Source organism: Amycolatopsis sp. NBC_01488, from assembly GCF_036227105.1.
In the GTDB taxonomy this organism is placed as follows: Bacteria; Actinomycetota; Actinomycetes; order Mycobacteriales; family Pseudonocardiaceae; genus Amycolatopsis.
On record NZ_CP109434.1, the window covers coordinates 3,529,225 to 3,551,823 of the forward strand.

Here is a 22,599-nt window from a genome sequence, read left to right on the forward strand (position 1 = left end):
CTGCTCCGCCGCCAGGATTCGAACCTGAACTGTCAGAACCAAAATCTGAAGTGCTGCCGATTACACTACGGCGGATCGATCCTGGTCAGGATAGCGACGATCGGGTGTCGTCCGCGCGGGGGATGCGTTACCGGGCCGTCCGCCGGGTACTTCGCTCCGAAGTACCGGTGTGAGGGTTCCGGCACTCCCCAGCCGCCGAAACCTCCTGTACCGTAACTTACGGCATCGTAGGTTAGGGCACCCTACGTCAAGGGGCGCCCGCGTAGGGAGAAGTGAAGCGTATGACGGCCACGCTCGACCGTTCTCAGCCCACCGGGGAGCCTTCGGCCCCCAAGGGACCCAAACCCGTCCTCGAAGGCACGCGCGGCATCGGCGTGCAGCTGTCGGTCTACTTCGGCGTGATCGCGCCGCTGGTGGCACTGCTGGTCGCGGTGCCCTTCGCCTGGGGCTGGGGACTGAGCTGGGTCGACGCCGGCATCTTCGTGGTGTTCTACGCGATCAGCGGGCTCGGCATCACCGTGTCGTACCACCGCTACTTCACGCACGGCTCGTTCAAGGCCAAGCCGTGGCTGCGCGTGGTCATGGCCATCGCGGGCAGCATCGCCCTGCAGGGCCCGGTGATCACCTGGGTCGCCGACCACCGCCGCCACCACGCGTTCTCCGACCGCGACGGCGACCCGCACTCCCCGTGGGCGTTCGGCACCTCGCCGTGGGCCATCGCCAAGGGCTTCTGGCACGCGCACATGGGCTGGCTGTTCGAGCGCGACCAGACCAACGCCGAGCGCTTCGCGCCCGACCTCGTCAAGGACCCGGCGATCAAGAAGGTCGACGAGCTGTTCTGGCTGTGGGCGCTGGTCAGCCTGCTGCTGCCGGCGCTCGTGGGCGGGCTCATCTCGTGGTCGCTGTGGGGCGCGGTGACGGCGTTCTTCTGGGCCGGCCTGGTGCGCATCTGCGTGCTGCACCACGTGACCTGGTCGGTCAACTCGATCTGCCACATGATCGGCGAGCGCCCGTTCGCGGCGCGCGACAAGTCGGCGAACTTCTGGCCGCTGGCGATCTTCTCCTTCGGCGAGTCGTGGCACAACCTGCACCACGCCGACCCGACGTCCGCGCGCCACGGCGTCAAGCGCGGCCAGATCGACATCTCCGCGCGGCTGATCTGGATCTTCGAGAAGTTCGGCTGGGTGCACGACGTGCGCTGGCCCACCCCGCAGCGGCTGGCCCGAATCGCGACGGAAAAGGGCTAGTCAACTAGGCTGCACCAGTGGCGGGGAGACGACGTTCGAAGCGTGAGCAGGTCACCGGGGCGCGTCCGGTCGCCCCGGTGACGCGCGTCCGGATGACCGGCAGCGAGCGGCGTCGGCAATTGCTGAACGTGGCACGGGCACTGTTCGCCGAAAAAGGTTTCGACGGCACGTCGATCGAAGAGATCGCGCACCGCGCCAACGTGTCGAAACCCGTGGTGTACGAGCACTTCGGCGGCAAAGAAGGCATCTACGCGGTGGTCGTCGACCGCGAAACCCAGCTGCTCCTGGACCGCATGGTGTCCACCCTGCACGGCGGCCACCCCCGTGTGATGCTGGAGCAGGCGGCGACGGCTTTGCTGTCGTATGTCGAGGATTCCCACGACGGCTTCCGGATCCTGGTGCGGGATTCGCCGGTGGCGAGCTCGACGGGGACGTTTTCGACGGTGCTCAACGACATCGCGAGCCAGGTGGAGCACATCCTGGCCCAGCAGTTCGCGGCTCGCGGGTACGACGAGAAGCTGGCCGCGCTGTACGCGCAGGCTTTGGTGGGGATGGTCGCGCTGACCGGGCAGTGGTGGCTGGACGCCCGGAAGCCGAAGCGGGACGAAGTCGCGGCGCACCTGGTGAATCTGGCTTGGAACGGGCTGTCGCACCTGGAACACAAGCCGAAACTGCGGCTCGGTTAGCTGAGCTGCCCGGCCTCGTGCAGGTGGTCGAAGATGAGCTTGTCCACCGCCGAAACCCGATCCCGGTCCGCGTATCCGAGCCAAGCGAGCTCGTCGATCTCGCTGCTCGCCGCCAACGTTCCCGTGTACTCCGCGGTGAAGCACGTCATCCGGACCACGATGCCCGCCGCCTTGCCGTCGGCCTGGGCTTCGAACACGCCCGCCGGCTCGATCGACGACAGCTCGATCGTCACCGTCAGCTCTTCGCGGACCTCGCGGACCAGCGTCTGCGCGTCCGTCTCGCCCGCTTCGCGCTTGCCGCCGGGCAGGTAGTACACGTCCTTGCCGCGGGAACGCGTGCTCAGGATGCGGCCGTCGACCAGGTGCAGCCACGCGATCTTGTCGATCACTTCAGGCCCGTCAGCACTTCGTCCGTCGTGACGACCGTGCCGAGCCGCGGGAAGATCTTCGTGATCGCGTTCTCGTGGGAGATGGCCGAGAGCGCGGTCATCGCGTCCGAGACGGCGACCGTGTCGTAGCCGTGGTCGGACGCCGCTCGCAGCGTCGACTCGACGCCGAACTCCGTCGCGATGCCGCCGAACAGCACCGTGCGGACGCCCCTGCCGCGCAGGAACTCGTCGAGGTCGGTGTTCGCGAAGCCGCCGATCGTGTACTTGGTGACGATCTTGTCGTCCTGCGCGTCGAACACCAGCTCGTTGCCCGGCGGGTTGTCCGGCCGCGACACCTTGACGATCACGACGGGCGCGCCGGCCTCGCGGAACGCCGTCCGCAGCCGCAGCGCGTTCGCGACGACTTCTTCGCCGCTGTACGGCGTGGTCGGCAGCGCGACGACCCGCTCCTGCAGGTCGACGAGCACGAGCGCGGACGTGGCCGGGTCGATCTTGGTCATGCCCCGATCCTAGGCACCGGCGGCGACCGAGCAGTGTCGCGGTGGTGGCGAGCCCCCGCCGCCGGACCGGTGGTGCACGTCGGCGGCGGGGCTCACCTGGGCAAACAGGCACGAAGTGGATGCCGGCTCCCGACCGCCAGGTCGGCGGTGGCGCTCGGGAGCCGGCGCGGTGCTGCCGCGGGAACGCTCTCTTCGGACCGCGTCCAACACTCGTCGGGGGCGGGCGAAAACTCCTGGTGCGAACCATGTTCCGCGATCCGCGCGCCCGGCGGAAGTGTCCACGGCACGCCACGGCCGTGGTTTTCTCATGATCAGGCCGGCGTGACCTTCAGCAGTTTGTCGTTCGTCCCGTCCGAAGTGGTCACGTACAGCGCGCCGTCCGGGCCGCTGCGCACCGCGCGCAGGCGGCCGAACTTGTCGTTGAACTCGGGCGGCAGCGTGACGTCGAGGACCTTGCCCGCCGCGTCCAAGTGGTACAGCAGCAGCTTCTGGCCCTTCAGCGCCACCACGACCAGCGCGCCGTCGTTCGGGCCCCACTGCGGGCCGGTCAGGAACGCGTCGCCGCTGATCGCCTCGGTGATCTTGCCGGACGTCCACAGTGGACTCACCGCGTCCGGGAAGCGCTTGAGGTCGGTCATCGGCACGCTCTCGTCGTAGCTGGCGTCCGTGCCGCCCTTCGACGGGTCCCAGCCGTAGTTCGCGCCCGGCTTCAGCAGGTTGACCTCGTCGTCGAAGGCCGGCCCGTGCTCGGCCGTGATCACCTGGCCGCTGCCCGGCCGGATCGCCACGCCCTGGACGTTGCGGTGGCCGTAGGTGTAGATCAGCCGCTCGTGCGGGTCGGCCGAGGTGATGAACGGGTTGTCCGGCAACGGGTTCCCGGTCTTCGCGTCCAGCCGCAGCACCTTGCCGCCCAGGGAGTGGCGGTCCTGCGCGATCGTCGACCGCGCGGTGTCGCCGGTGCCGACCAGCAGCGCGCCGTCCGGCGCGAACGTCGGGCGGCAGCCGGAGTGCCGTCCGCTCGGGTTCACCGGCAGCCCGGTGAGCAGGTTCTTGACCTTGCTCGCGCTACCGCTGTCTTCGGCCAGCTTCCACGTGACCAGCCGGATGTCGACGGCCTTGCCACCCTCCTGGTGGTCCTGGCAGGTGATGAACTCGCGGCTGGTCGCGAAGTCGGGACTGATCACCATGCCGAGCAGCCCGCCCTCGCCCTGCACGAGGACGTCGGAGAAGTCGGCCTTGACGTCGGTGACCTTCCCGCCGCGGATCAGCGCGAGCTTGCCGGGCCGCTGCGGCACGAGGATGCCGCCGTCGGGCAGGAAGCCGATGTCCCAGCCGTGCTGCAGCCCGGCGGTCACGGTCTCGACCTTGAACTTCCCGGTCGACGCGGGTGGCGTGGACGCGGGCGGGACGCTCTGGACGGGGGCGCTCGACGCCCCCGAGCAGCCCGCGACCAGCAGGGAAACCACGCCGATGAGACCCAGCACCCGCCGCATACGGCTCATCCTGCCATCAAGCGGTGAAATCACCGTTCGCCGAAGCGTCCGTCAGGAACTCCAGGTCGGCCGAGTCCGGGAGGGAGTGCCCGGTGCCCGGCACCAGGTCCACGCGCGCGCCGGCCGCTTCGAGACGGCGTTTCGTCGTCGCGGAGTCGACCATGGCGTCCTCCGCGCCGACGACGGCGTACACCGGCATGGCCAGCCGCTGCAGCGCCGCGTCGTCGAAGACGGGGAACGGGCCGGTGCGGTAGCGGTAGTTCGCCGACACCAGCAGCTGGTGTTCGACGATCGGCGACGCCGCCGGCTCACCCAGGGTTCCGGCCACGGACTTCCGCCGTCCCTTCTCCCCGAGCAGGGCCAGGAACACCGCCTTGACCACGAACCCCTTCTTCATCGGGCCGAGGCCGATCGGGCACCGCAGCGCCAGCGCGGCGACGCGCTCCGGGCGCCGGATCGCGTGGTCGAGCGCGAGCCAGCCCCCGAACGACGACGTCAGGAAGGCCGCCCGTGCGACGCCGAAGTGGTCCAGCACCGCGTCCAGCCAGTGCGCGTACCGGTCGCTGTCGAGCGGCGGCCGCGTCTCGGCGCTCAGCCCCGGCTCGCCGATGATGTCGACGGCGTACACCCGGAACCGCTCCGCCAGCGACGGGAGCCGCGGCGCCCACTCCGCCGAGTTGCTGCCGGAGCCGTGCAACAGCACCAGCGGCGGCGCGCTCTCCGGGCCGGAGACCAGCACGAACGTCTCGCCTTCCGGGGTCGGTACGCGCACTTCGTCGTGGGGTACGGGCCAGCTCGTCAACGCTTCGAGGTAGCGCTCACGCAAGAGGCGGGCACCGGTCTCGGACTTGTATATCTTCATGCAAACTACTCTAACCTTCCCTATCAAGTGGATAAATAGGGAGTCTTCACGACCCTGGGCGTACCAACCCGGACTCGTAGGCGAAGACGACCGCGTGCACCCGGTCGCGCAGCCGCAGCTTGCCGAGGATCCGCCCGACGTGCGTCTTCACCGTCGTCTCGCCGATGTACAGCTTCGCCGCGATCTCGCTGTTGGACAGCCCGCGCGCGATGAGGCCCAGCACGTCCTTTTCGCGCTCGGTAAGCACGTCGAGCTGCGCGACGTTCACCGGGTCGCGGCCGTCGCCGAGGTAGCGGTCCAGCAGCCGCCGGGTGACCGACGGCGAAATCATCGAGTCGCCGCGCAGCACGCCGCGGATCGCCACGAGCATCTCCTCCGACGGCGCGTCCTTCACCAGGAACCCGCTGGCACCGGCGCGCAACGCCGCGTACGCGTACTCGTCGAGGTCGAACGTCGTGATGATCAGGACGCGCACGTCCGGCAGCTCGGCGCAGATCCGCCCGGTCGCCGCGACGCCGTCGAGCACCGGCATCCGGACGTCCATCAGCACCAGGTCCGGCCGCAGCGCGCGAGCCTTCGTGACGGCTTCCTCGCCGTTCACCGCCTCGGCCGCGACGACGAGGTCGTCCTGGCTTTCGACGATCATCCGCAGCCCGACGCGCACCAGCTCCTGGTCGTCGCAGAGCAGCACCCGCGTGGTCACGAGGCGACCACCAGGCTCGCGCGCACCCGGTACCCGCCGTCCGGCAGCGGCCCGGCGACCAGGTCGCCGTGGTACATCTCGACGCGCTGGCGCATCCCGGCCAGCCCGCGCCCGGACGAGGGCAACGCGGGCGCCGGCGGGGACTGCCCACCGGTGTTCGTCACCTCGATCCGGATCTTCGCCGGTTCGAAGGCGACTTCGACGCGGCCGGTCGCGTCGGCCGGGGCGTGCTTGATCATGTTGGTCAGGGCCTCCTGGACGATCCGGTACGCCTGCAGCGCGGCGCTGGCGGGCAGGCCGCCGGGGTCGCCGGTGACCTCGAGCGCGACGGCGCGCCCGCACTGCTCGACGAGCCCCCGCAGCTCGGCGGTGGTCGGCTGGGGACTGCGCGCCGCCTGGCCGGCGTGCAGGACTTCGAGGAGCCGCCGCAGCTCCGCGAGCGCGTCCCGGCCGGTGCGGCCGATCGTGTCGAGCGTGCGGCCGACGGCTTCGGGGTCGCGGTGCCGGGCGAGCTTCGCGCCCTCGGCGTTCAGCACGATCACGCTCATGCTGTGCGCGAGGACGTCGTGCAGCTCGCGCGCGATCCGGGTGCGCTCCTCGGCGATCGCGGCGCGCGACTGGGCTTCGGCCCGCTTCTCCTCCTCCACGGTGAGCTGCTGCTTGGCGCGGAAGAACTCGCCGAGCGCCCACGCGGCGAAGTGGATCGGGATGATGCCGACGACGTTCAGCGTCGGGTTCTGCGTTTGCGGGCCCCAGCTGAACCCCCACGTCACATCGAGCGCGAGGATCGCACCCGCGGTCAGGGCGGCGAACCGGCGGTCGCCGCGTTGGACGAGGGTGAAGAGGACGACCGCCATGCTCAGCTCGGCGCGGCCGCGGTCGTACGCCCAGATCTCGTTGGTGTAGGTGACCAGCGCTCCGGCGAGGATCAGCACCGCGACCGCGCGCGGGAAGCGGCGCCGGACCAGCAGCGGCAGCAGGAACAGCATCGGGATCGCGCGGACCGGCCACGAAACCTCGCCGGTCCAGTTGGGCGCGAGGAACAGGAAGACGGCGTACAGCGGCAGGTCCACCGTCCACCGGCGCCTGCGAACCCACACGACGAGTCGTTCCACGCTCCGAACGTAACGCCGCGACCCGGCCCGGGTCGTCATCCCGTCGGCCCCGGCCGTGTCCTCCCCGGGGAGGACACGGTCCGGCCGGTCCGGCGGATTCGCGGCCACCCCCGTCGTTCCTAGCTTCGGGATCATGACGATCACCCGGGAGTTCCTCCGCCATCCGATGCTGACGGGCGCGATCGCGCCCAGCTCACCGAGGCTGGCCGAGACGATGACGGCGGGCCTCGGCCTGGAACGCGCGGCCCGCGTAGCCGAGCTTGGGCCGGGCACGGGAGTGTTCACCGAAGCGGTTCTCGCGCTGCTTCGCCCCGAAGCGCGTCTGACCGCGTACGAGATCAACCCACGTTTCGCTTCGACGCTGCGAGAACGGTTTCCGCAGGTCGACGTCGTCACCGGCTCGGCGGAGCACCTCGCTCTCGACCACGTCGACGTCGTCGTCTCCGGACTGCCGTGGACGGCGATGACCGCGGACCGGCAGCACCGCATCCTCGACGCCGTCACCGCGGCCTTGGCCTCGAACGGCCGGTTCACGACGTTCGCGTACGCCCACGCGGCCTGGACGCCACCCGCGCGTCGCTTCGCCGCTTCACTGCGAAGCCGTTTCGCGGTCGTCGAGCGCACTCCGGTTGTCTGGCGCAACCTGCCGCCCGCGTTCGTCTACCGCGCGGCGCTGCCGGTGGCGGTGGGGAGGACCGGCCATGGACAGCCTGCTGCGGCCACTGCTTGACGCACCCGCGGTGGTCGTCTACCTGGTCTGTTTCGCGATCATCGCGGCCGAGACGGCAGTGCTGCCGGGAATCGTGCTGCTGACGTTGTCGACGTTGCTGCTCATGGGATTCCTCGCCGAGCGGGGCACGCTCCACTTCGGACTCGCGTGGCCGGTGGCCGTGGTCGCGGCCGTCCTCGGCGACCAGCTGGCGTACCTCGAAGGACGGCGGCTCCGGCGTTCACGGCTCGCCCGCCGCGTCGGCCAGGAGCGGTGGGAGCGCGCCGAAGCGGCGATCGCGCGCTACGGCGTCCCGGCGGTGATCGCGGGCCGCTGCCTGGCCGGTTTCCGGACGCTGGTGCCGCGCGTCGCGGGCTCGGCGGCGATGCCGTACCGCCGGTTCGCCGCCGGCAGCGTGTGCGCGGCGGTGCTGTGGGCGAGCGCGGAGCTGCTGATGGGTCACCTGACGGCGCTGGTCGTCTGAAGGCGTTCCGCGGTTTCGGCGTCCGCGGGCAGGAACGTCTCCAGCTTCAGCTCCGACACCGTGACGTCGGCGGCGGTCGCGAACGTGGTGATCGCCGTGATCAGCCGCAGCTCACCGACCGAAGTGGACAGTCGCACCGGGACGGCGAAGCCGAGGTGGTCCGCGCTCGGCGGCCGTTCCGGCGGCAGGTAGCCCGTCAGCTCGGCGAGCTGCACGGCGAGGCGGTCGTCGGGGGTGCGCGCGAGGTCGTTGCGGAGGCGCTCGAGGATGTGCCGGGCCCAATCGTCGAGGTTGGCCACGCGCGGCGCCATCCCGCGCGGGTGCAGGGCGAGCCGCAGCGTGTCGACCGGCTCTTCGAGCAGCTCCGGCGCCACACCCTCGACGAGCAGGGAAAACGCGTCGTTCTTCGCGACCAGCAGGCCGTGGCGGTCGACGACGATCGCCGGGTAGGGGCGGTGGCCGTCGAGCAGCCGCCGCAGGCCGTCGAGCACCGGCCGGATCGCCGGGTCGTCGAGCCGCGTTTCGGGGTACGTCGGTGCGTAGCCGGCCGCGTGGAGCAGGCCGTTGCGCTCGCGCAGGGGCAGTTCGAGCGACTCGGCGACGCGCAGCACCATGCCGCGGCCGGGCACCGAGCGCCCGCTCTCCATGAAGCTCACGTGCCGCTGCGTCGTGCCCGCGCGCAGGGCCAGGTCGAGCTGGCTGAGCCGGCGGCGGGTGCGCCAGTCCTTGAGCGCCGTTCCGAAGTCCACGGCCCCATCCTGCTCGGCTGCGCCATTCCCCGCGGGGAATTGAGGGCATACCCGCGTCCGGCGAAGCTTCCGGCATGACGAACTACGGCCTGGTCGTGCCGACCTACCAGCCCATCCTCGACGCCGGGCGCACCGCGCCCGAGCTGGTCGACGTCGCCGTCTCCGCCGAAGAGCTCGGCCTCGACTCGGTGTGGGTGGGCGACACCCTCGCGCGCGCTCCGCTGGACGCTTTCGCTGTTTTGGGGGCTTTCGCCGCACGGACCTCACGGGTGACGTTGGGGACGTCCGCGCTGCTCCCGGCGTTGCGGGACCCGGTTCTGTCGGCGAACCAGCTGCTTTCCCTCGATCTGCTGAGCGGCGGCCGGCTGACGGTGGCCGTCGGCGCGGGGTTCGCCGGGCGGAGCGAACCGGAGTTCGCGTTCGTCGGCGTCCCGTGGGAGCGCCGGCGGGCCCGGCTGGACGACATCGTGGGCCTGTGGCGGGCGGCGTGGAGCGGTGCCGATTCCTTCCACGGGACGGTGCTGCACTACGACTCGCTGCCATCGTTCCCCGCGCCCGCACGGCCGGGCGGTCCGCCCGTGTGGCTGGCGGCGTACACCCCGGGGGCCCTGTCGCGAATCGGACAGCTGTACGACGGGTGGCTGCCCTACCCGCCGGACCCCGCGGACTACGTGTCGGGCCTGGCTCGGATCCGCGCTCTCGCGTCGCGCCCGGTGACCCCGGCGCTGTTCGCGACGGTCCTGGTGGAGGACGACGTCGCACGCGGGCAGGCGCTGCTGGAGGAGTACTGCCTGGCCAACTACGGCCGCCCGGCGGCGTTCGTCCAGGGCATCCAGATGCAGGTGACCGGCTCCGCGGCGGAAGTGGCTGCGCGGCTGCGGGAGTACGAAGGGGCGGAGCACGTCCTGCTGCGGATCGCGAGCACGGACCCGAAGGTGTTCGACGAGCAGCTGCCGCGGGTCGCGGGGGTGGCGGAACTGCTGCGCGACCAGCGGTGATCGGAAACCTGTCGGGGGTGGCACGTAGGCTGGGACCGTGACCGACGCTCCACTGTCCGGACTCCTCACCGCCATCCTTCCCGACCCGGCCCTGCGTGGCGTGGTCGAGCGCGCCGGTGCGCCGCTGCTCGAACTGCAGGGCCCGATCGCCGCCCGGCAGCTCGTCGCCGCCGCGCTCGCCTCGGACGACGGGGGCGGCAAGCCCGTGCTCGCCGTCACCGCCACCGGCCGCGAAGCCGACGAGCTGACCGCTTCGCTCAAAGCGCTCGTCGGCGAGAGCCGGGTCGTCGACTTCCCCTCCTGGGAGACACTCCCGCACGAGCGGCTCTCCCCGCGCGCCGACACCGTGGGCCGCCGGCTCGAGGTGCTGCACCGGCTGAAGGCCGACGACGACGGCCTGCGCGTCGTCGTCGCCACCGTCCGCAGCCTCATCCAGCCGATGGCCCCCGGTCTCGGGTCGCTCGCCCCGGTCGACCTCGTCGTCGGCGAAGAGCAGAGCTTCGAAGGCCTGCTCGAACGGCTCGTCGAGCTGGCCTACACCCGCGTCGACATGGTCGAGAAGCGCGGCGAGTTCGCCGTCCGCGGCGGCATCCTCGACCTCTTCGGGCCGACCGCCCAGCATCCCGTCCGCGTCGAGTTCTGGGGCGACGAAGTCAGCGAGATCCGCGCGTTCGCCGTCTCCGACCAGCGGTCGCTGCCCGGCGAGATCCCGCGCGTCACCGCGCCGCCGTGCCGCGAGCTGCTGCTCACGCCGCCGGTCAAGGAGAAGGCCGCGGAGCTGGCGAAGACGTACGAAGCGGACGCGCACCTGGCCGAGATGCTCACCAAGCTCGCCGACGGCATCCCGGTCGAGGGCATGGAGGCCCTCATCCCGGTGCTCTGCGAAGGCGAGCTGGAGCTGCTCACCGACGCGATGCCGATCGGCACCCACGTCCTGCTCGCCGACCCGGAGAAGATCCGCGCCCGGGCCGCCGACCTCGTCCGCACCGGCCAGGAGTTCCTCGAAGCGTCCTGGACGACGGCCGCGGCGGGCGGCCAGGCCCCGATCGACCTCGGCGCGTCCGCCTACCGCGGGCTCGACGAGATCGCGTCCCACGCGCAGGACACCAAGCGCTGCTGGTGGACGCTCACCCAGCTGACCAGCGAAGACCCGGACGTCTACCGCGTTTCGGTCGAAGCCGCGCCGGGGTACCGCGGCGAGCTCGAGCGCGCGACGACGGACCTGCGCGCGCACATCGCGGCGGGCGGCACGGCGGTGCTCGTCGTCGCCGGACACGGCACCGCGGCTCGCGCGGTCGAGCAGTTCTCGGCCGCCGACGTCCCGGCCGCGCTGGCGGGCGACGGCCTGACGAGCGCGCCGGCGCCGGGCGTCGTCACGGTCACCTGCGGCGGCCTGACCGACGGCTTCATCTCGCCGGAGCGCGCCCTGGTCGTGCTCACCGAGGCGGACCTGACCGGCCGCGGCTCGGGCGCCGGAACGTCCACAAAGGACCTCACCACCAAGATGCCGTCCCGGCGGCGCAACGCCGTCGACCCGCTGGCGTTGAAGGCCGGCGACTACGTCGTGCACGAACAGCACGGCATCGGCCGCTTCGTCGAGATGGTCCAGCGGACGGTCGCGGGCGCCACCCGCGAGTACCTGCTGCTGGAGTACGGCTCGTCCAAGCGCGGGCACCCGGGCGATCGGCTGTTCGTGCCGACCGACCAGCTCGACGAGGTGTCGAAGTACGTCGGCGGCGAGCTGCCGACGTTGAACAAGCTCGGCGGCTCCGACTGGAAGAACACCAAGGCCAGGGCCAAGAGGGCGGTCAAGGAGATCGCCGCCGAGCTCGTGCAGCTGTACGCCGCGCGGCAGGCCGCGCCGGGGCACGCGTTCGGCCCGGACACGCCGTGGCAGGGCGAGCTGGAAGACGCGTTCCCATTCACCGAAACCAACGACCAGCTCGCCGCGATCGACGAGGTCAAGGCCGACATGGAGCGCGGCGTGCCGATGGACCGCGTCATCTGCGGCGACGTCGGCTACGGCAAGACGGAGATCGCCGTGCGAGCCGCGTTCAAGGCGGTGCAGGACGGCAAGCAGGTCGCCGTCCTCGTCCCGACCACGCTGCTCGCCCAGCAGCACCTGAACACGTTCCACGAGCGCATGCGGTCGTTCCCGGTGACGATCAAGGGCCTGTCCCGGTTCACGAACAAGACCGAGTCGGACATCATCCTCGAGCAGCTGGCCGGCGGCGAGGTCGACATCGTGATCGGCACGCACCGCCTGCTGCAGACGGGGATCCGCTACAAGGACCTCGGCCTCGTGATCGTGGATGAGGAGCAGCGGTTCGGCGTCGAGCACAAGGAGCACATCAAGGCGCTGCGCACCCACGTCGACGTGCTCACGATGTCGGCGACACCGATCCCGCGCACCCTCGAGATGTCGCTGGCCGGCATCCGCGAGATGTCCACGATCCTCACCCCGCCCGAGGACCGGCACCCGATCCTGACGTACGTCGGCGCGTACGACGACAAGCAGGTCGGCGCGGCCATCCGGCGTGAACTGCTGCGTGACGGCCAGGTCTTCTACGTCCACAACCGCGTCTCCTCGATCGAGAAGGCGGCGCGGCACATCCGGGAGCTGGTGCCGGAGGCGCGCGTCGTCACCGCGCACGGCCAGATGAACGAGGACAAGCTCGAGAAGATCATCCAGGGCTTCTGGGAGAACGAGTACGACGTTCTGGTGTGCACCACGATCGTCGAGACCGGGTTGGACATCTCGAACGCGAACACGCTGCTGGTCGAGCGCGGTGACCTGCTCGGCTTGGCACAGCTGCACCAGCTGCGCGGCCGCGTCGGACGTGGGCGCGAGCGCGGGTACGCGTACTTCCTGTACCCGCCGGAAGCGCCGCTGACGGAGACCGCGCACGACCGCCTCGCGACGATCGCCCAGAACACCGAGCTGGGCGCGGGCATGGCGGTCGCGATGAAGGACCTGGAAATCCGCGGCGCGGGCAACATCCTGGGCGCGGAGCAGTCCGGGCACATCGCGGGCGTCGGGTTCGACCTGTACGTGCGGTTGGTCGGCGAAGCGGTGGACGCGTTCCGCCGCCACGCTGGTGCCGAGCCGGCGGAGGACGAGGAGCTGGCGGAAGTCCGCGTCGACCTCCCGATCGACGCCCACATCCCGCACGACTACGTGCCGGGGGAGCGGCTGCGGCTGGAGGCGTACCGCAAGATCGCGGCCGCGCCGGACACCGAGGGCCTGGACGCGGTCCGCGAAGAGCTGATCGATCGCTACGGCCAGCCGCCGGCGCCGGTGAACCGGCTGCTGTCGGTGGCGCGGTTCCGGCACACGTGCCGCGAGGCCGGCGTGACGGAGGTGGCGGTCCAGGGCAGCACGATCCGGTTCGCGCCGCTGCCGCTGCAGGACTCGCAGCTGGTCCGGTTGAAGCGCCTCTATCCGAAGGCGATGTTCAAGGCCGTGACGAACACGGTCTCGGTCCCGAAGCCGACCGAGGGCCCGGCGGGTGGCCGTATCGGCGCACCGACGTTGCGCGACGAAGAGCTGCTGGACTGGTGCACGAAGTTGCTGACGCAGCTGACCAAGAAGCCCGCGGCGGTGTGAGCGCACCGGGCGCCACTCCGGGGGTTCCCGTTGTGGCGTCCGGGTTTCACCGATGGTGTCGGGCAGCCTGGCGCGGGTTCGTCAGCCGACTTCGCTGAACATCGGTGGCAACGCCTCCGCCAGCCCCATCTTCACCGACTCCACCGGCACCGGGATCGCTCCGGCACCCGCCATCGGCAGCGGCCGGGGATTCCGCGGCATCCGCGAGCCCGCGCCCCCGCCGCGGCCGGGGTACACGAGCAACCCCCGTGTCGGGTCCGGCACCGCGTCCAGCGCCGCCGTCACGACCGGCAGCGTCCGGAACGCGTCGCGCCGTTCCTCCGACCCGAACTCGATCTCCAGGACGACGCCCCAGCGGTGTTCGTGCCACACCCACTGTTCCGCGCCGTTCGTCAGTGCTGCTTCGGTGAGTGCGTCACCATGGGCGAGCCGCCACAAGGAAGCCGTGGACTCGCCATCGAAGACCTCGATGGTCAGCCAGTGGTCCATGTCGTCGAGGCTACGCCCGGCGACATCGCCCGGGTGTTGCGTTTCGGGTGCGATGGTGTGAGAGGGTATGCGCTGTGATGCGGATCATGGGGCGCCCTCGCGCGCTGGTCGCGGTCGTTGCCGGTGCTCTTCTGCTCGCCGGGTGCGGCTCGGGCCCCAGTCAGGTCGGCAGCGCCTTCATCGTCGGCGACCGCTCGGTGAGCCTCGACGAAGTCCAGTCGATGATCGACCAGGCCGTCCGCGAGCAGCCGTACACGCAGAAGCTCGCGCGTGAGCACAAGCTCGACCTGCTGGGCCGCGAGATCGTCCGGCAGACCGTGCTCCACGAGCTGACCGCGCGGGCCGCGCGGCAGGAAGGTCTCGTCGCCGACCAGGCGAAGGTCGCGAGCCTGACCGCCCAGGAGAACGCCGCGCCGGTCGGCGACACCGGGCAGGGCGACTCCGTCGCCGTCACGCAGATCGTCTCGAAGCTGCGCGACCCCAACGAGGTCGCGACCGACGTCGTCCTCGAGGAGCAGCTCGCGCAGAAGTACCTGCCGAAGCTCTCCGTGAGCGCGGACTACATCGGCATCAGCGCGACCAGCGAGACCGACTCGGCGGCCCGCACCCGCGCGTTCGACCTCGCGAAGCAGTTCGCGGCCGACCCGGGCAAGATCCAGGGCGTCCTCCAGCAGGCGAGCCAGGACGCCCAGCAGGCCCAGCAGACGGGCCAGCCCGGCCCCGGCGGATTCTCCGACGCCGGCATGACCGAGACCTTCGGCGCCGCGCAGTACCTCTCGCTGGCGCAGACCCCGCTGTTCGGTTCCGCGGCGAACAGCGTCGTCGCGTTCCAGGCGCGGATGCCGGAAAAGCCCGACTGGTACGTCTTCGTCGTCCGCTCCCGCGGTACCGAGAAGGCCGTCTCGTCCGACCAGGAGGCGCAGAAGCCGACCGACCAGCAGCTGACCTCGATCGGCACCCGCTTCCTGCAGCCGTACCTGGCCGAAGCCGGGCTGCGCGTCAACCCCCGGTACGGCGTGTGGGATGTTGTGGGCATGGACCTCGCGACGAACCAGGACACCACGAAGGGCACCGTGCTGCCCTTGAGCGGGCCCGCACCCGCGAAGCAGTGAGCACGGGCGTCGTCGTAGTCGTCCGCGGGGCGACGCTGCCCGCCGGGGCGCTGAAGATCCTTCGCGACGCCCGCGCGGTGTACGCGGCCACAGACCTCGACGCGAGCGTGTTCGGCGTCCCGGCCGTGACCGAGGCGCCGTCGCTGAAGGACGTCGTGCTGCTCGCCGGGTCCCGGGACGAGCCCGCGGCGTCGCTGCTCATCGCGACCGGCGCGGAGGTCATCGAGACCCCCGCGGCGCCGCTGGTCGAGGCCGCCGAGGTGATGGACCGGCTCCGCTCGCCGGGCGGCTGCCCGTGGGACGCGGCCCAGACGCACGATTCGCTCCGGCAGTACCTGGTCGAGGAGACCTACGAGCTGCTCGACGCCATCGAATCGGGCGACCGCGAGGCACTGCGCGAAGAGCTCGGCGACGTCCTGCTCCAGGTGCTCTTCCACGCGCGGGTCGCGGCGGAGGACGCCGCCGACCCGTTCGGCATCGACGATGTCGCGGCCATGCTGGTCGCGAAGCTGGTCGGCCGGCACCCGAACGTCTTCGCCGACGACGGCTCGGTGCGCACGGTCGAGCACCAGAACGTCAAGTGGGAAGAGCTCAAGCAGCAGGAGAAGCAGCGCAAGTCCATTGTGGACGGCGTGGCGCTCGGCCAGCCCGCGGTGGCGCTGGCCGGCAAGCTCGGCCAGCGTTCCGGGCGCGCGGGCATCCCGCTCGACCTCTTCCCGGTCGGCACCGGTGCGGCGGCCCAGCTGTTCCGCATCGCGGCGACGGCGCGGCGCGCGGGCGTCGACCCCGAGGGTGAGCTGCGGGCGCTGGCGAAGCAGTTCGCGAACGACGTCCGGGCGGCCGAGCAGGCCGCGCGCGACGCCGGCCTGGAGCCGACGACCCTGGAGGCCGACGGCTGGCGGAAGTTCTGGCCGACGACGCCCTGACTGTGACGCAGCACACAATCGAGTGAGAACCGTTTCCCGCTGACCGGCGTCTTGCCTGGTGTGAGACGACAGCAGCCCCTGGAGAGCGCGGACGAGGAGCACCTCGTCCGGCGCACGGCCAAGGGCGACCGCGCGGCGTTCGAGGAGCTCTACCGCCGCACGTCGCCCTGGCTCGCCGTGCGCCTGCGCCGCCGGTGCGCGGACGAGCACGTCGTCGCCGAGGTCATGCAGGAGACTTACCTGGCCGTCTGGCGCGCGGCGGGCTCGTTCGCGGGGGCGGCGACCGGCGGCAGCGCGGTCGGCTGGATGTGGACGATCGCGGCCCGCCGGCTGGTCGACGCGTTCCGGCGCCGGGCGCACCACGCCGAGCCGCCGGTGGAGGTGGCCTTCGACACCGCGCTCGTGCCGGCGGCCGAAGAGGTGGCGTTGGCGGCGGCGATGGGTGACGACGTCGGCGACGCACTGCGCGACCTCGCGCCCGAGCTGCGGCAGGTGCTGCAGGCGATGGTGCTCGACGGGCTGACCGTCCGCGAGACCGCCGTCCTGCTCGGGCTGCCGGAAGGAACCGTCAAGACCCGCGCCCGCCGGGCGCGGATCGCGATGCGGGAGGCACTGTCATGACCCATGCGTCGGACGAGCTCATCGCCGGCTACGTGGCGGGCGACGACCTCCCGGGCGACCGGCTGTGGGGCCTCGAGGCCCACCTCGAAGCCTGCCGGGTGTGCCGGGCGCGGCTCGCGGAGGTGGCGCCCGTCCAGCCGGTGGTGGACGTCGTCTGGAGCCGGCTCGCCGGCGAGGTCCTGCTGGCCGGCGAACCGTTCCACGCTCCGAAGGCCCGGGCGAAGCCTCGGTCTCGGCGGTACCGGCGGCGGTGGCTCGGCACCTGGGTCACGCCGGCGATGGTGCCGTGGCTGGCGATGATCGCGCTGGTTTCGCTGGTCGCGGTGCTCTTCGACCGGCTCGCCGGGGCGTCCGCGCTGGACGTCACGGCGGTGCAGCTCTTCGCGCCGGTGCTGCCGGTGCTCGGGGTCGCGGCGGCCTGGGCGCGCGGGCTCGACCCGGCGTACGAGGTCGTCGCCGCGACCCCGCGGGCGGGGCTGTACCTGATCGTCCGGCGGACGGTGGCGGTGCTCGTCGTCGTCCTGCCGGTGCTCGGCGCCGCCGGGTGGCTCACCGGCACCGCGTCCGCGCTCTGGCTGCTGCCGAGCCTGGCGTTCACCACCGGGACGCTCGCGCTGGGCGGACTGATCGGGGTGAGCCGGGCGGCGTACGCGCTGATCGCGGTGTGGGTGGCGATCATCGTGCTGCCGAGCTTCGTGGCTCAGGGGCACGCGGTTGCGCTCGACGCCGGCGCGGTGCCGGTGTGGGCGGGGATCTTCGCGCTGACCACGGTGGTCGTCGTCCTGCGCAGGACGGCGTTCACCCGGCTCGGCGCGCACCACTAGGGAGGAAGACATGCGGGCAGTGGCGGCCGCCGAGGTCGCGCCGACGACCTACGCCTGGGAAATCCAGGCGGAGGGGCTGAAGGTGCGGGTGGGGCGGCGGAAGATGGCCGTGGACGGGCTGGACCTGTCCCTCGGCAAGGGGGTGCACGGCTTGCTCGGGCCCAACGGCGCGGGCAAGACCACGCTGATCCGGGCACTGGCGACGGTGCTCCGGCCGGCGGCGGGCGGGTTGTCGCTGCTCGGTGCGCCGGCCGGGGGACGCACTGGGCAGCGCGACCTGCGCCGCCGGATCGGGTACCTGCCGCAGAACTTCGGGTACTACAAGCGGTTCACCGTCCGGGAGTTCGTCGAGTACCTGGCCTGGCTCAAGGAGATGGCCAAGCCGGACATCCCCGGGGCGGTCCAGCGCGCGATCGAGCGGGTGGGCCTGGCCGACCGCGCCGACGACCGGATGAAGACCCTCTCCGGCGGCATGGTCCGCCGGGTCGGGATCGCGCAGGCGATCGTCAACGACCCGGACATCCTGCTGCTCGACGAGCCGACGGCCGGCCTCGACCCGGCGCAGCGGGTCCGGTTCCGCGAACTGGTGCAGCAACTCGGCCAGGACTCGTGCGTGCTGATTTCGACGCACCTGGTCGAGGACGTGGCGACGGCGTGCACGGACGTGGTGCTGTTCGCCGAGGGAAAACTGGTGTTCCAGGGAACCCCGGCCCAACTGGCGGCGGCGGGCACCCCGGAAGACGTCGGCGACAGCCCGATCGAGCGCGGCTATTCGGCTCTGCTGAACCACGAGCCCGGCAAGGGATCGTGGTGACGATGAAGGTCCACAAGGGACTCCGCGGCCCGATCATCGGCGGTGGGCAGGGTCTGGTTTGTCGGGCCGGTGTTGAGCTGGGTTGGGGTGGTCGGGATCCGGTTCGGCGCGGTGTGGGCGCCGGGCCCATGTCGAGCCGGAACCGGGTGGTGGGGCGATGATCCTCCGCACCGAACTCCGCCGGTCGATCGCGCCGTGGGCCGGGCTTGCCGTGCTCGTCGTCGCGCTCGGGTTTCTCTTCCTGCTGTCCGGGCCGTGGTGGAAGGCGCCCGCGGACTGGACCTCGCAGACCACCACCGCCGCGCTTTGGGTGCGGTTCCTGCTCGTCTTCCTGTGGCCGATCGTGGTCGGTGCCGGGACGATCCAGGGCATCCGGGACAGCCGGTCCGGCATGACCGAACTGCTGGCGACGACGTCGCGGCCGCCGTGGCACCGGGCGGCGATGCTGGCCGCCGCCGTGGGTGGGCTGAGCGCCTTCGGCTACCTGCTCGTGTTCGCCGCCGGGATGGTCGAAGTGGTCGCGCACGGCGGGTTCGTCTCGGCGGCCTTCGTGCCGATCGTGCTGGTCGGCGTGCTGGCGGTGGTCGCGGGCGCCTGGCTGGGGTTGGCGGTGGGCCGGCTGCTGCCGCACCCGCTGACCGCCCCCGCGGCCGCCGTGCTCAGCCTCGTGCTGATGGTGCTGCTGTGGAGCGCGCTCGACCCGGAGACGTGGACGTCGTCGGTGATCGGTTCGCCGCGGATCGGACTGCTCGGCCCGGCGATCGCCCAGCCGCACGGCACCATGGTCACCACGGCGACGGCGGTCGACCTCGGCCAGGCGGTCTGGTTCACCGGGCTCGCCCTGACCGCGTTCCTGCTCCTGGCGGCGACGTCGGCGCGCGGCCGGCTGCTCGGGCTGCTGCCGGTGGCGGTCGCCGTCGCGGTCGCGCTGCCGCTGCTGCCGTCGTCGGCCGACGCCGGCCTTTCGCCGGACGACTCCGCCGCGCGGAGGGTGTGCGACGGGCCGGTCTGCGTCGCGAAGCTGCACGAGGCGAGCCTGCCGCTGCTGGCTTCGGTGGGCCGGGACGTCCTGCGGCAGCTGGAAAAGATCCCGGGCGCGCCGACCCGGGTCGACGAGTCGACGGCCGCGGTCGGGTTCGCCCTCCCGGAGCCGCGCGATCCCGGCGCCGTGCTCGTCGACTACCAGTCGGAACCGCAACTGCTCGATGCGAGCGGGGACGAACTGCGCCGGGTGCTGCTCGCCGGCGCGGGGACACCCTCGTGCCTGCCGCGGAACGCGGGCGAACTCGGCGACACGGCCGCGCGGACGGTGTCCGCGTCGTGGTTCACCGGCGAGCTGAGGCCGCTGCCGCGCGGTCTCGGCGCCACCGTCGAGCCGGGCGGCGTGATCGACACCGCCTGGCGGGCGTTCCGGCAGCTGCCGGCCGCCGAGCAGCAGCGGCGGATCGCCGCGCTGCGGCAGTACTACCTGCGGTGCCCCGACGGCGATCCGCTGGCCGTGCTCGTCCCGGGGCTCACGCGATGAGGTGGGCGGTGTTGTACGCGCGCTCGCGGCAGGTCCCGGCGGCCGTGACCGCGCTGGTGGTGTGCGCGCTCGCGGTGTGGCTCCCGGCGCACGGCTCGTGGTCCCTGCTGTACGCGGGGTTGACGCTGACCGCCGGAGTCTCGGTGACGGCGATCGGGCTCAGCGGCCAGGACCCCGACCTCGACCGGACGGCGGCGGTGCGCTGGCCGCTGCGCCGGTTCGCCCACCTCACGCTGATCGGTCTCGCGGCCGGGGGTGCGGTGCTGGCGGTGCAGCAACTGGGGCCGTCGACGGTCGAGCTGACGGCCGTGGTCCGGGACGCGGCGGGCCTGCTCGGCCTGGCCGGCCTGGCGGCCACGGCCGCCGGGGGCCAGTTCGGCTGGACGCTCCCGCTGGCCTGGTTCGCGATCGCGGCGTTCGTTCCGGACGACGGCTCGGCCAAGGCCCGCATAGCGGCCTGGATGCTGCAGCCACCGGGCACCTCGATGGCCACCTGGACGGCCGCGGTGCTGGCCGCGGCGGGCGCCCTGGCCTACACGGTTCGGGGCGGCCGCCGCTGAAGCCCGGGCGCACGGTGTCGTGAGTGTCAACGCGACCGGACACTCACGACGAGCCGCCGGAGACCCTCAGACGTTGCGGATGTTCGGTTCCAGCTCCAGCGGCTCGCGGTCCCAGTCCTCGACGCCGAAGGCGAGAATGCGCTCCGGGCGGATGCGGATCACCGCGTCGTCGAAGTGGTTGTCCGGCAGGTTCACGCCGGTCAGCGCCTCCGCGCGGCCGCGGATCTCCAGGCAGCGGACGCGCCACGGGTTCGTGGACGGCTGGTCGTCGACGACGAACGCGACGTGGTCGTCGGTCGCCAGGTTGCGGAACTTCTTGCTGCCGCGCAGGTTGTGGCCGGTGACGTCGATCGTCTTCTCGTCCGGGTTGTAGCGGAAGCCGACCGGGTTGACCTGCAGGGTTCCGTTCGGCTGGCGGGTGGCCAGCCGGCCCAGCGGCTGGGCGTCGAGGTAAGCGAGCTCTGCTTCGGTGAACATGCCTCGAGCATTCAACTTCAAGGGAGCTTGAAGTCAAGCGAACGGGCCGCCGAAGGCCAGCTCCGTGAAGCGCGCGGCGATCCGGTGGTGCGCCGCGCCGTCCGGGTGCAACTCGTCCGGCAACGGCAGCTCGGCATAGTCGGCGGGACCGTACAGCGAAAGCCCGTCCAGGTAGTGCAGCTGGGGATCCTCGCGCTGCGAAACGATCTGTGCCAGCTCGTCGCGGATCACCTCGAGCGTGAGCTTCCCGTCGCCCGGTTCGCCGGTGGCCCGGAACCGGACGACCCCGGACGCCAGCGCCGCGTGGTCGAAGTCGCCGGGGCCGGGCGTCCGCTCGTGGATCGGGCAGTACAGCGGCGAGACGACCAGCAGCGGCGCCGACGGGTGACCGTCGCGGATCGTGTCCAGGAACCCGTGCACCGCCGGGCCGAACGCGCGCAGGCGCATCACGTCGGCGTTGACGACGTTGATGCCGATCTTGACGCTGACGACGTCGGCCGGGGTGTCGCGCAGCGCGCGGGCGGTGAACGGGTCCAGCAGCGCGTTCCCGCTGAAGGCCAGGTTGACCAGCTCGACCCCGGCGGACGTCGCGGCCAGCGCGGTCCACGTCGTCGAGGGGCTGGCCGCGTTCGAGCCCTGGCTGATCGAGCTGCCGTGGTGCAGCCACACCCGCCCGGCCGGTGGAACGGGCGCAACCGGAGCGTCCGTCCGCAGCGCGACCAAGGTCGTCAACTCGTTGTGCGGCAACCAGATCTCGACGTCCTTGCGGTGCCCGGGCAGGTCGGCGAACCGCACGCCGCCAGGCGCGGTCGCCTGGCCGGCGAGCTTGCCGTCCACCACCAGGTCGTACACGCCGTCGGGACGCGGTGGCGCGCCCGGGTACTCCACCTTCGTCGCCAGCGTGTCGAGTTCGACCGTCCGGGCCGTGGTGCGGAACCGCAGGCGGACGCCGGCGGGCTGTGCCTCGGCCATCGCGAGCCGCGGGTCGGTGTTCTGTGCCCGCGCGCGGGCGGGCAGCCGGTGCGGCACCAGGCCGCGTGGCGTGGGTTCGAGTTCGAGGGCGCCGCGGAGCAGGTCGGCGGTCACCGGGGTGGTGATCAAGGGCGTGGCCAATCACGGAGAAGGGAATCGAGGACGTCGAGGAGGCGGGTCCAGCTTTCCGGCGCGGGCGGCGAGCTGTGGTCGAAGCCGCCGTCGGCTTCGAGTGCGACGAACCCGCGGAAGAAGCTGCCGAGCAGCCGGACGGCGTGCGTCTGGTCCGGCCCGGTCAGGTCGTAGCCGCGCAGGATCGCGCGCATCAGCTGCGCGTGCCGCACGCCCGCGCTCGCCGCCGCGGTTTCCGGGTCGAGCCGCAGCTGCGCCGCGGCGAACCGGCCGGGGTGCTCGCGGGCGTAGCCGCGGTAGACGCCGGCGAACGCGACGAGCGCTGCCCGCCCGGACCGGCCGGCCAGCGCCGCCGCGGCCCGGTCGGCCAGCTCGTCCAGTGCCAGCAGCGCGATCCGCGTCCGCAGGTCGTGCGCGTTCCTGACGTGCGAATACAGACTCGCGACCTTGACGTCGAACCGCCGCGCCAGCTCCGACGGCGTCACGCGATCGAACCCGATCTCGTCGGCCAGCTCGGCGCCCGCGCGGACCAGCCGCTCGGTCGTCACCCCGGCGCGTACCACCACTGCCACCTCCTAAAGCCACCATAGATCTACCTAAAGGCT

At 71.8% G+C, this 22,599-nt stretch carries 24 protein-coding genes and 1 tRNA gene; 13 read left to right on the forward strand and 12 right to left on the reverse strand.

Going from position 1 to position 22,599, the window contains the following annotated elements; translation table 11 throughout:
* Positions 1 to 3 precede the first annotated feature (3 nt).
* Positions 4 to 75 (reverse strand) — tRNA-Gln (locus OG738_RS17200).
* Between the two features lie 206 nt (positions 76 to 281).
* Here OG738_RS17200 and OG738_RS17205 point away from each other — a divergent pair.
* A complete protein-coding gene (locus OG738_RS17205; RefSeq protein WP_329056727.1) occupies positions 282 to 1,247 on the forward strand; it encodes an acyl-CoA desaturase in 966 nt (321 codons plus the stop codon).
* 92 nt (positions 1,248 to 1,339) lie between these two features.
* Positions 1,340 to 1,933 (forward strand): TetR/AcrR family transcriptional regulator, encoded by a 594-nt coding sequence (locus OG738_RS17210; RefSeq protein ID WP_125312529.1) that lies wholly within the window; start codon positions 1,340 to 1,342, stop codon positions 1,931 to 1,933.
* On the opposite strand, the gene OG738_RS17215 is transcribed toward OG738_RS17210, so the two are convergent.
* The 6 genes from OG738_RS17215 to OG738_RS17240 form a co-directional block, all read right to left on the reverse strand.
* Positions 1,930 to 2,322 (reverse strand): NUDIX hydrolase, encoded by a 393-nt coding sequence (locus OG738_RS17215; protein WP_329055127.1) that lies wholly within the window; start codon positions 2,320 to 2,322, stop codon positions 1,930 to 1,932. The two genes, OG738_RS17210 and OG738_RS17215, sit on opposite strands and share 4 nt — an antisense overlap.
* Positions 2,319 to 2,822 (reverse strand): isochorismatase family protein, encoded by a 504-nt coding sequence (locus OG738_RS17220; protein ID WP_329055129.1) that lies wholly within the window; start codon positions 2,820 to 2,822, stop codon positions 2,319 to 2,321. The genes OG738_RS17215 and OG738_RS17220 overlap by 4 nt, the downstream gene beginning before the upstream one ends.
* 311 nt (positions 2,823 to 3,133) lie before the next feature.
* Positions 3,134 to 4,315, reverse strand: a complete 1,182-nt coding sequence (locus tag OG738_RS17225; protein WP_329056729.1) for a PQQ-dependent sugar dehydrogenase — start codon at positions 4,313 to 4,315, stop codon at positions 3,134 to 3,136.
* Positions 4,316 to 4,331: 16 nt separating this feature from the next.
* Complete coding sequence (locus OG738_RS17230) at positions 4,332 to 5,177, reverse strand: alpha/beta fold hydrolase (RefSeq protein WP_329055131.1); 846 nt, start codon at positions 5,175 to 5,177, stop codon at positions 4,332 to 4,334.
* A gap of 46 nt (positions 5,178 to 5,223) precedes the next feature.
* Entirely contained in the window at positions 5,224 to 5,880 is a 657-nt protein-coding gene (locus tag OG738_RS17235; protein ID WP_329055133.1) for a response regulator transcription factor, read from the reverse strand.
* A complete protein-coding gene (locus OG738_RS17240) occupies positions 5,877 to 6,995 on the reverse strand; it encodes a sensor histidine kinase (protein WP_329055134.1) in 1,119 nt (372 codons plus the stop codon). Before OG738_RS17240 ends, OG738_RS17235 begins: the two co-directional genes overlap by 4 nt.
* Before the next feature lie 133 nt (positions 6,996 to 7,128).
* On the opposite strand from OG738_RS17240, the gene OG738_RS17245 reads away from it, so the two are divergent.
* Positions 7,129 to 7,725: a class I SAM-dependent methyltransferase gene (locus OG738_RS17245; RefSeq protein WP_329055136.1), complete on the forward strand. Its 597-nt coding sequence runs from the start codon at positions 7,129 to 7,131 to the stop codon at positions 7,723 to 7,725.
* On the forward strand, positions 7,697 to 8,188 hold the full coding sequence (locus tag OG738_RS17250) for a DedA family protein (RefSeq protein ID WP_329055138.1): 492 nt from the start codon (positions 7,697 to 7,699) through the stop codon (positions 8,186 to 8,188). Before OG738_RS17245 ends, OG738_RS17250 begins: the two co-directional genes overlap by 29 nt.
* Here OG738_RS17250 and OG738_RS17255 read toward each other — a convergent pair.
* The gene (locus OG738_RS17255) at positions 8,164 to 8,937 is read right to left on the reverse strand and encodes a helix-turn-helix transcriptional regulator (protein WP_329055140.1); all 774 of its coding nucleotides are present in this window, start codon (positions 8,935 to 8,937) and stop codon (positions 8,164 to 8,166) included. The two genes, OG738_RS17250 and OG738_RS17255, sit on opposite strands and share 25 nt — an antisense overlap.
* A 74-nt stretch (positions 8,938 to 9,011) precedes the next feature.
* Here OG738_RS17255 and OG738_RS17260 point away from each other — a divergent pair, with 74 nt between their 5' ends.
* Positions 9,012 to 9,935, forward strand: a complete 924-nt coding sequence (locus OG738_RS17260; RefSeq protein WP_329055142.1) for an LLM class flavin-dependent oxidoreductase — start codon at positions 9,012 to 9,014, stop codon at positions 9,933 to 9,935.
* 52 nt (positions 9,936 to 9,987) lie between these two features.
* Complete coding sequence (mfd, locus tag OG738_RS17265) at positions 9,988 to 13,542, forward strand: transcription-repair coupling factor (protein WP_329056730.1); 3,555 nt, start codon at positions 9,988 to 9,990, stop codon at positions 13,540 to 13,542.
* A gap of 81 nt (positions 13,543 to 13,623) precedes the next feature.
* Here the strand turns inward: mfd and OG738_RS17270 are convergent, their stop codons facing one another.
* Positions 13,624 to 14,031 (reverse strand): hypothetical protein, encoded by a 408-nt coding sequence (locus tag OG738_RS17270; protein WP_329055143.1) that lies wholly within the window; start codon positions 14,029 to 14,031, stop codon positions 13,624 to 13,626.
* Between the two features lie 86 nt (positions 14,032 to 14,117).
* On the opposite strand from OG738_RS17270, the gene OG738_RS17275 reads away from it, so the two are divergent.
* The 7 genes from OG738_RS17275 to OG738_RS17305 all read left to right on the forward strand — a co-directional run bounded on the left by OG738_RS17275 (position 14,118) and on the right by OG738_RS17305 (position 20,413).
* Entirely contained in the window at positions 14,118 to 15,143 is a 1,026-nt protein-coding gene (locus tag OG738_RS17275) for a hypothetical protein (protein WP_329055144.1), read from the forward strand.
* Positions 15,140 to 16,069 carry a MazG family protein gene (locus OG738_RS17280; protein ID WP_329055145.1) on the forward strand — a complete coding sequence of 310 codons (930 nt, stop codon included), beginning with the start codon at positions 15,140 to 15,142 and terminating at the stop codon, positions 16,067 to 16,069. The genes OG738_RS17275 and OG738_RS17280 overlap by 4 nt, the downstream gene beginning before the upstream one ends.
* A 60-nt stretch (positions 16,070 to 16,129) precedes the next feature.
* On the forward strand, positions 16,130 to 16,690 hold the full coding sequence (locus tag OG738_RS17285; protein WP_329055146.1) for an RNA polymerase sigma factor: 561 nt from the start codon (positions 16,130 to 16,132) through the stop codon (positions 16,688 to 16,690).
* Positions 16,687 to 17,514, forward strand: a complete 828-nt coding sequence (locus tag OG738_RS17290; protein WP_329055147.1) for a zf-HC2 domain-containing protein — start codon at positions 16,687 to 16,689, stop codon at positions 17,512 to 17,514. The genes OG738_RS17285 and OG738_RS17290 overlap by 4 nt, the downstream gene beginning before the upstream one ends.
* 10 nt (positions 17,515 to 17,524) lie before the next feature.
* Positions 17,525 to 18,328 (forward strand): ABC transporter ATP-binding protein, encoded by an 804-nt coding sequence (locus OG738_RS17295; RefSeq protein WP_329055148.1) that lies wholly within the window; start codon positions 17,525 to 17,527, stop codon positions 18,326 to 18,328.
* Positions 18,329 to 18,485: 157 nt separating this feature from the next.
* A complete protein-coding gene (locus OG738_RS17300; protein ID WP_329055150.1) occupies positions 18,486 to 19,853 on the forward strand; it encodes a hypothetical protein in 1,368 nt (455 codons plus the stop codon).
* 8 nt (positions 19,854 to 19,861) lie between these two features.
* Positions 19,862 to 20,413 carry a hypothetical protein gene (locus tag OG738_RS17305; RefSeq protein ID WP_329055152.1) on the forward strand — a complete coding sequence of 184 codons (552 nt, stop codon included), beginning with the start codon at positions 19,862 to 19,864 and terminating at the stop codon, positions 20,411 to 20,413.
* A 66-nt stretch (positions 20,414 to 20,479) separates the two neighbouring features.
* On the opposite strand, the gene OG738_RS17310 is transcribed toward OG738_RS17305, so the two are convergent.
* From OG738_RS17310 to OG738_RS17320, 3 genes are read right to left on the reverse strand one after another with little or no spacing between them, the layout of a single operon-like run.
* Complete coding sequence (locus OG738_RS17310) at positions 20,480 to 20,890, reverse strand: PPOX class F420-dependent oxidoreductase (RefSeq protein WP_329055154.1); 411 nt, start codon at positions 20,888 to 20,890, stop codon at positions 20,480 to 20,482.
* Positions 20,891 to 20,923: 33 nt separating this feature from the next.
* Positions 20,924 to 21,991, reverse strand: a complete 1,068-nt coding sequence (locus OG738_RS17315) for an SGNH/GDSL hydrolase family protein (RefSeq protein WP_329056731.1) — start codon at positions 21,989 to 21,991, stop codon at positions 20,924 to 20,926.
* Positions 21,988 to 22,557, reverse strand: coding sequence for a TetR/AcrR family transcriptional regulator (locus tag OG738_RS17320; RefSeq protein ID WP_329056733.1), 570 nt, complete (start codon positions 22,555 to 22,557; stop codon positions 21,988 to 21,990). The genes OG738_RS17315 and OG738_RS17320 overlap by 4 nt, the downstream gene beginning before the upstream one ends.
* Positions 22,558 to 22,599: the final 42 nt, after the last annotated feature.

Bases quoted from the DNA above. Each gene is read 5' to 3' on its own strand.
- OG738_RS17300 (WP_329055150.1), top strand. From the start codon at position 18,486: ATGATCCTCCGCACCGAACTCCGCCGGTCGATCGCGCCGTGGGCCGGG.
- OG738_RS17260 (WP_329055142.1), top strand. From the start codon at position 9,012: ATGACGAACTACGGCCTGGTCGTGCCGACCTACCAGCCCATCCTCGAC.
- OG738_RS17245 (WP_329055136.1), top strand. From the start codon at position 7,129: ATGACGATCACCCGGGAGTTCCTCCGCCATCCGATGCTGACGGGCGCG.
- OG738_RS17230 (WP_329055131.1), bottom strand. From the start codon at position 5,177: ATGAAGATATACAAGTCCGAGACCGGTGCCCGCCTCTTGCGTGAGCGC.
- OG738_RS17295 (WP_329055148.1), top strand. From the start codon at position 17,525: ATGCGGGCAGTGGCGGCCGCCGAGGTCGCGCCGACGACCTACGCCTGG.
- OG738_RS17290 (WP_329055147.1), top strand. From the start codon at position 16,687: ATGACCCATGCGTCGGACGAGCTCATCGCCGGCTACGTGGCGGGCGAC.
- OG738_RS17250 (WP_329055138.1), top strand. From the start codon at position 7,697: ATGGACAGCCTGCTGCGGCCACTGCTTGACGCACCCGCGGTGGTCGTC.
- OG738_RS17270 (WP_329055143.1), bottom strand. From the start codon at position 14,031: ATGGACCACTGGCTGACCATCGAGGTCTTCGATGGCGAGTCCACGGCT.
- OG738_RS17220 (WP_329055129.1), bottom strand. From the start codon at position 2,822: ATGACCAAGATCGACCCGGCCACGTCCGCGCTCGTGCTCGTCGACCTG.
- OG738_RS17310 (WP_329055154.1), bottom strand. From the start codon at position 20,890: ATGTTCACCGAAGCAGAGCTCGCTTACCTCGACGCCCAGCCGCTGGGC.
- OG738_RS17275 (WP_329055144.1), top strand. From the start codon at position 14,118: ATGGGGCGCCCTCGCGCGCTGGTCGCGGTCGTTGCCGGTGCTCTTCTG.
- OG738_RS17225 (WP_329056729.1), bottom strand. From the start codon at position 4,315: ATGCGGCGGGTGCTGGGTCTCATCGGCGTGGTTTCCCTGCTGGTCGCG.
- OG738_RS17205 (WP_329056727.1), top strand. From the start codon at position 282: ATGACGGCCACGCTCGACCGTTCTCAGCCCACCGGGGAGCCTTCGGCC.
- OG738_RS17210 (WP_125312529.1), top strand. From the start codon at position 1,340: ATGACCGGCAGCGAGCGGCGTCGGCAATTGCTGAACGTGGCACGGGCA.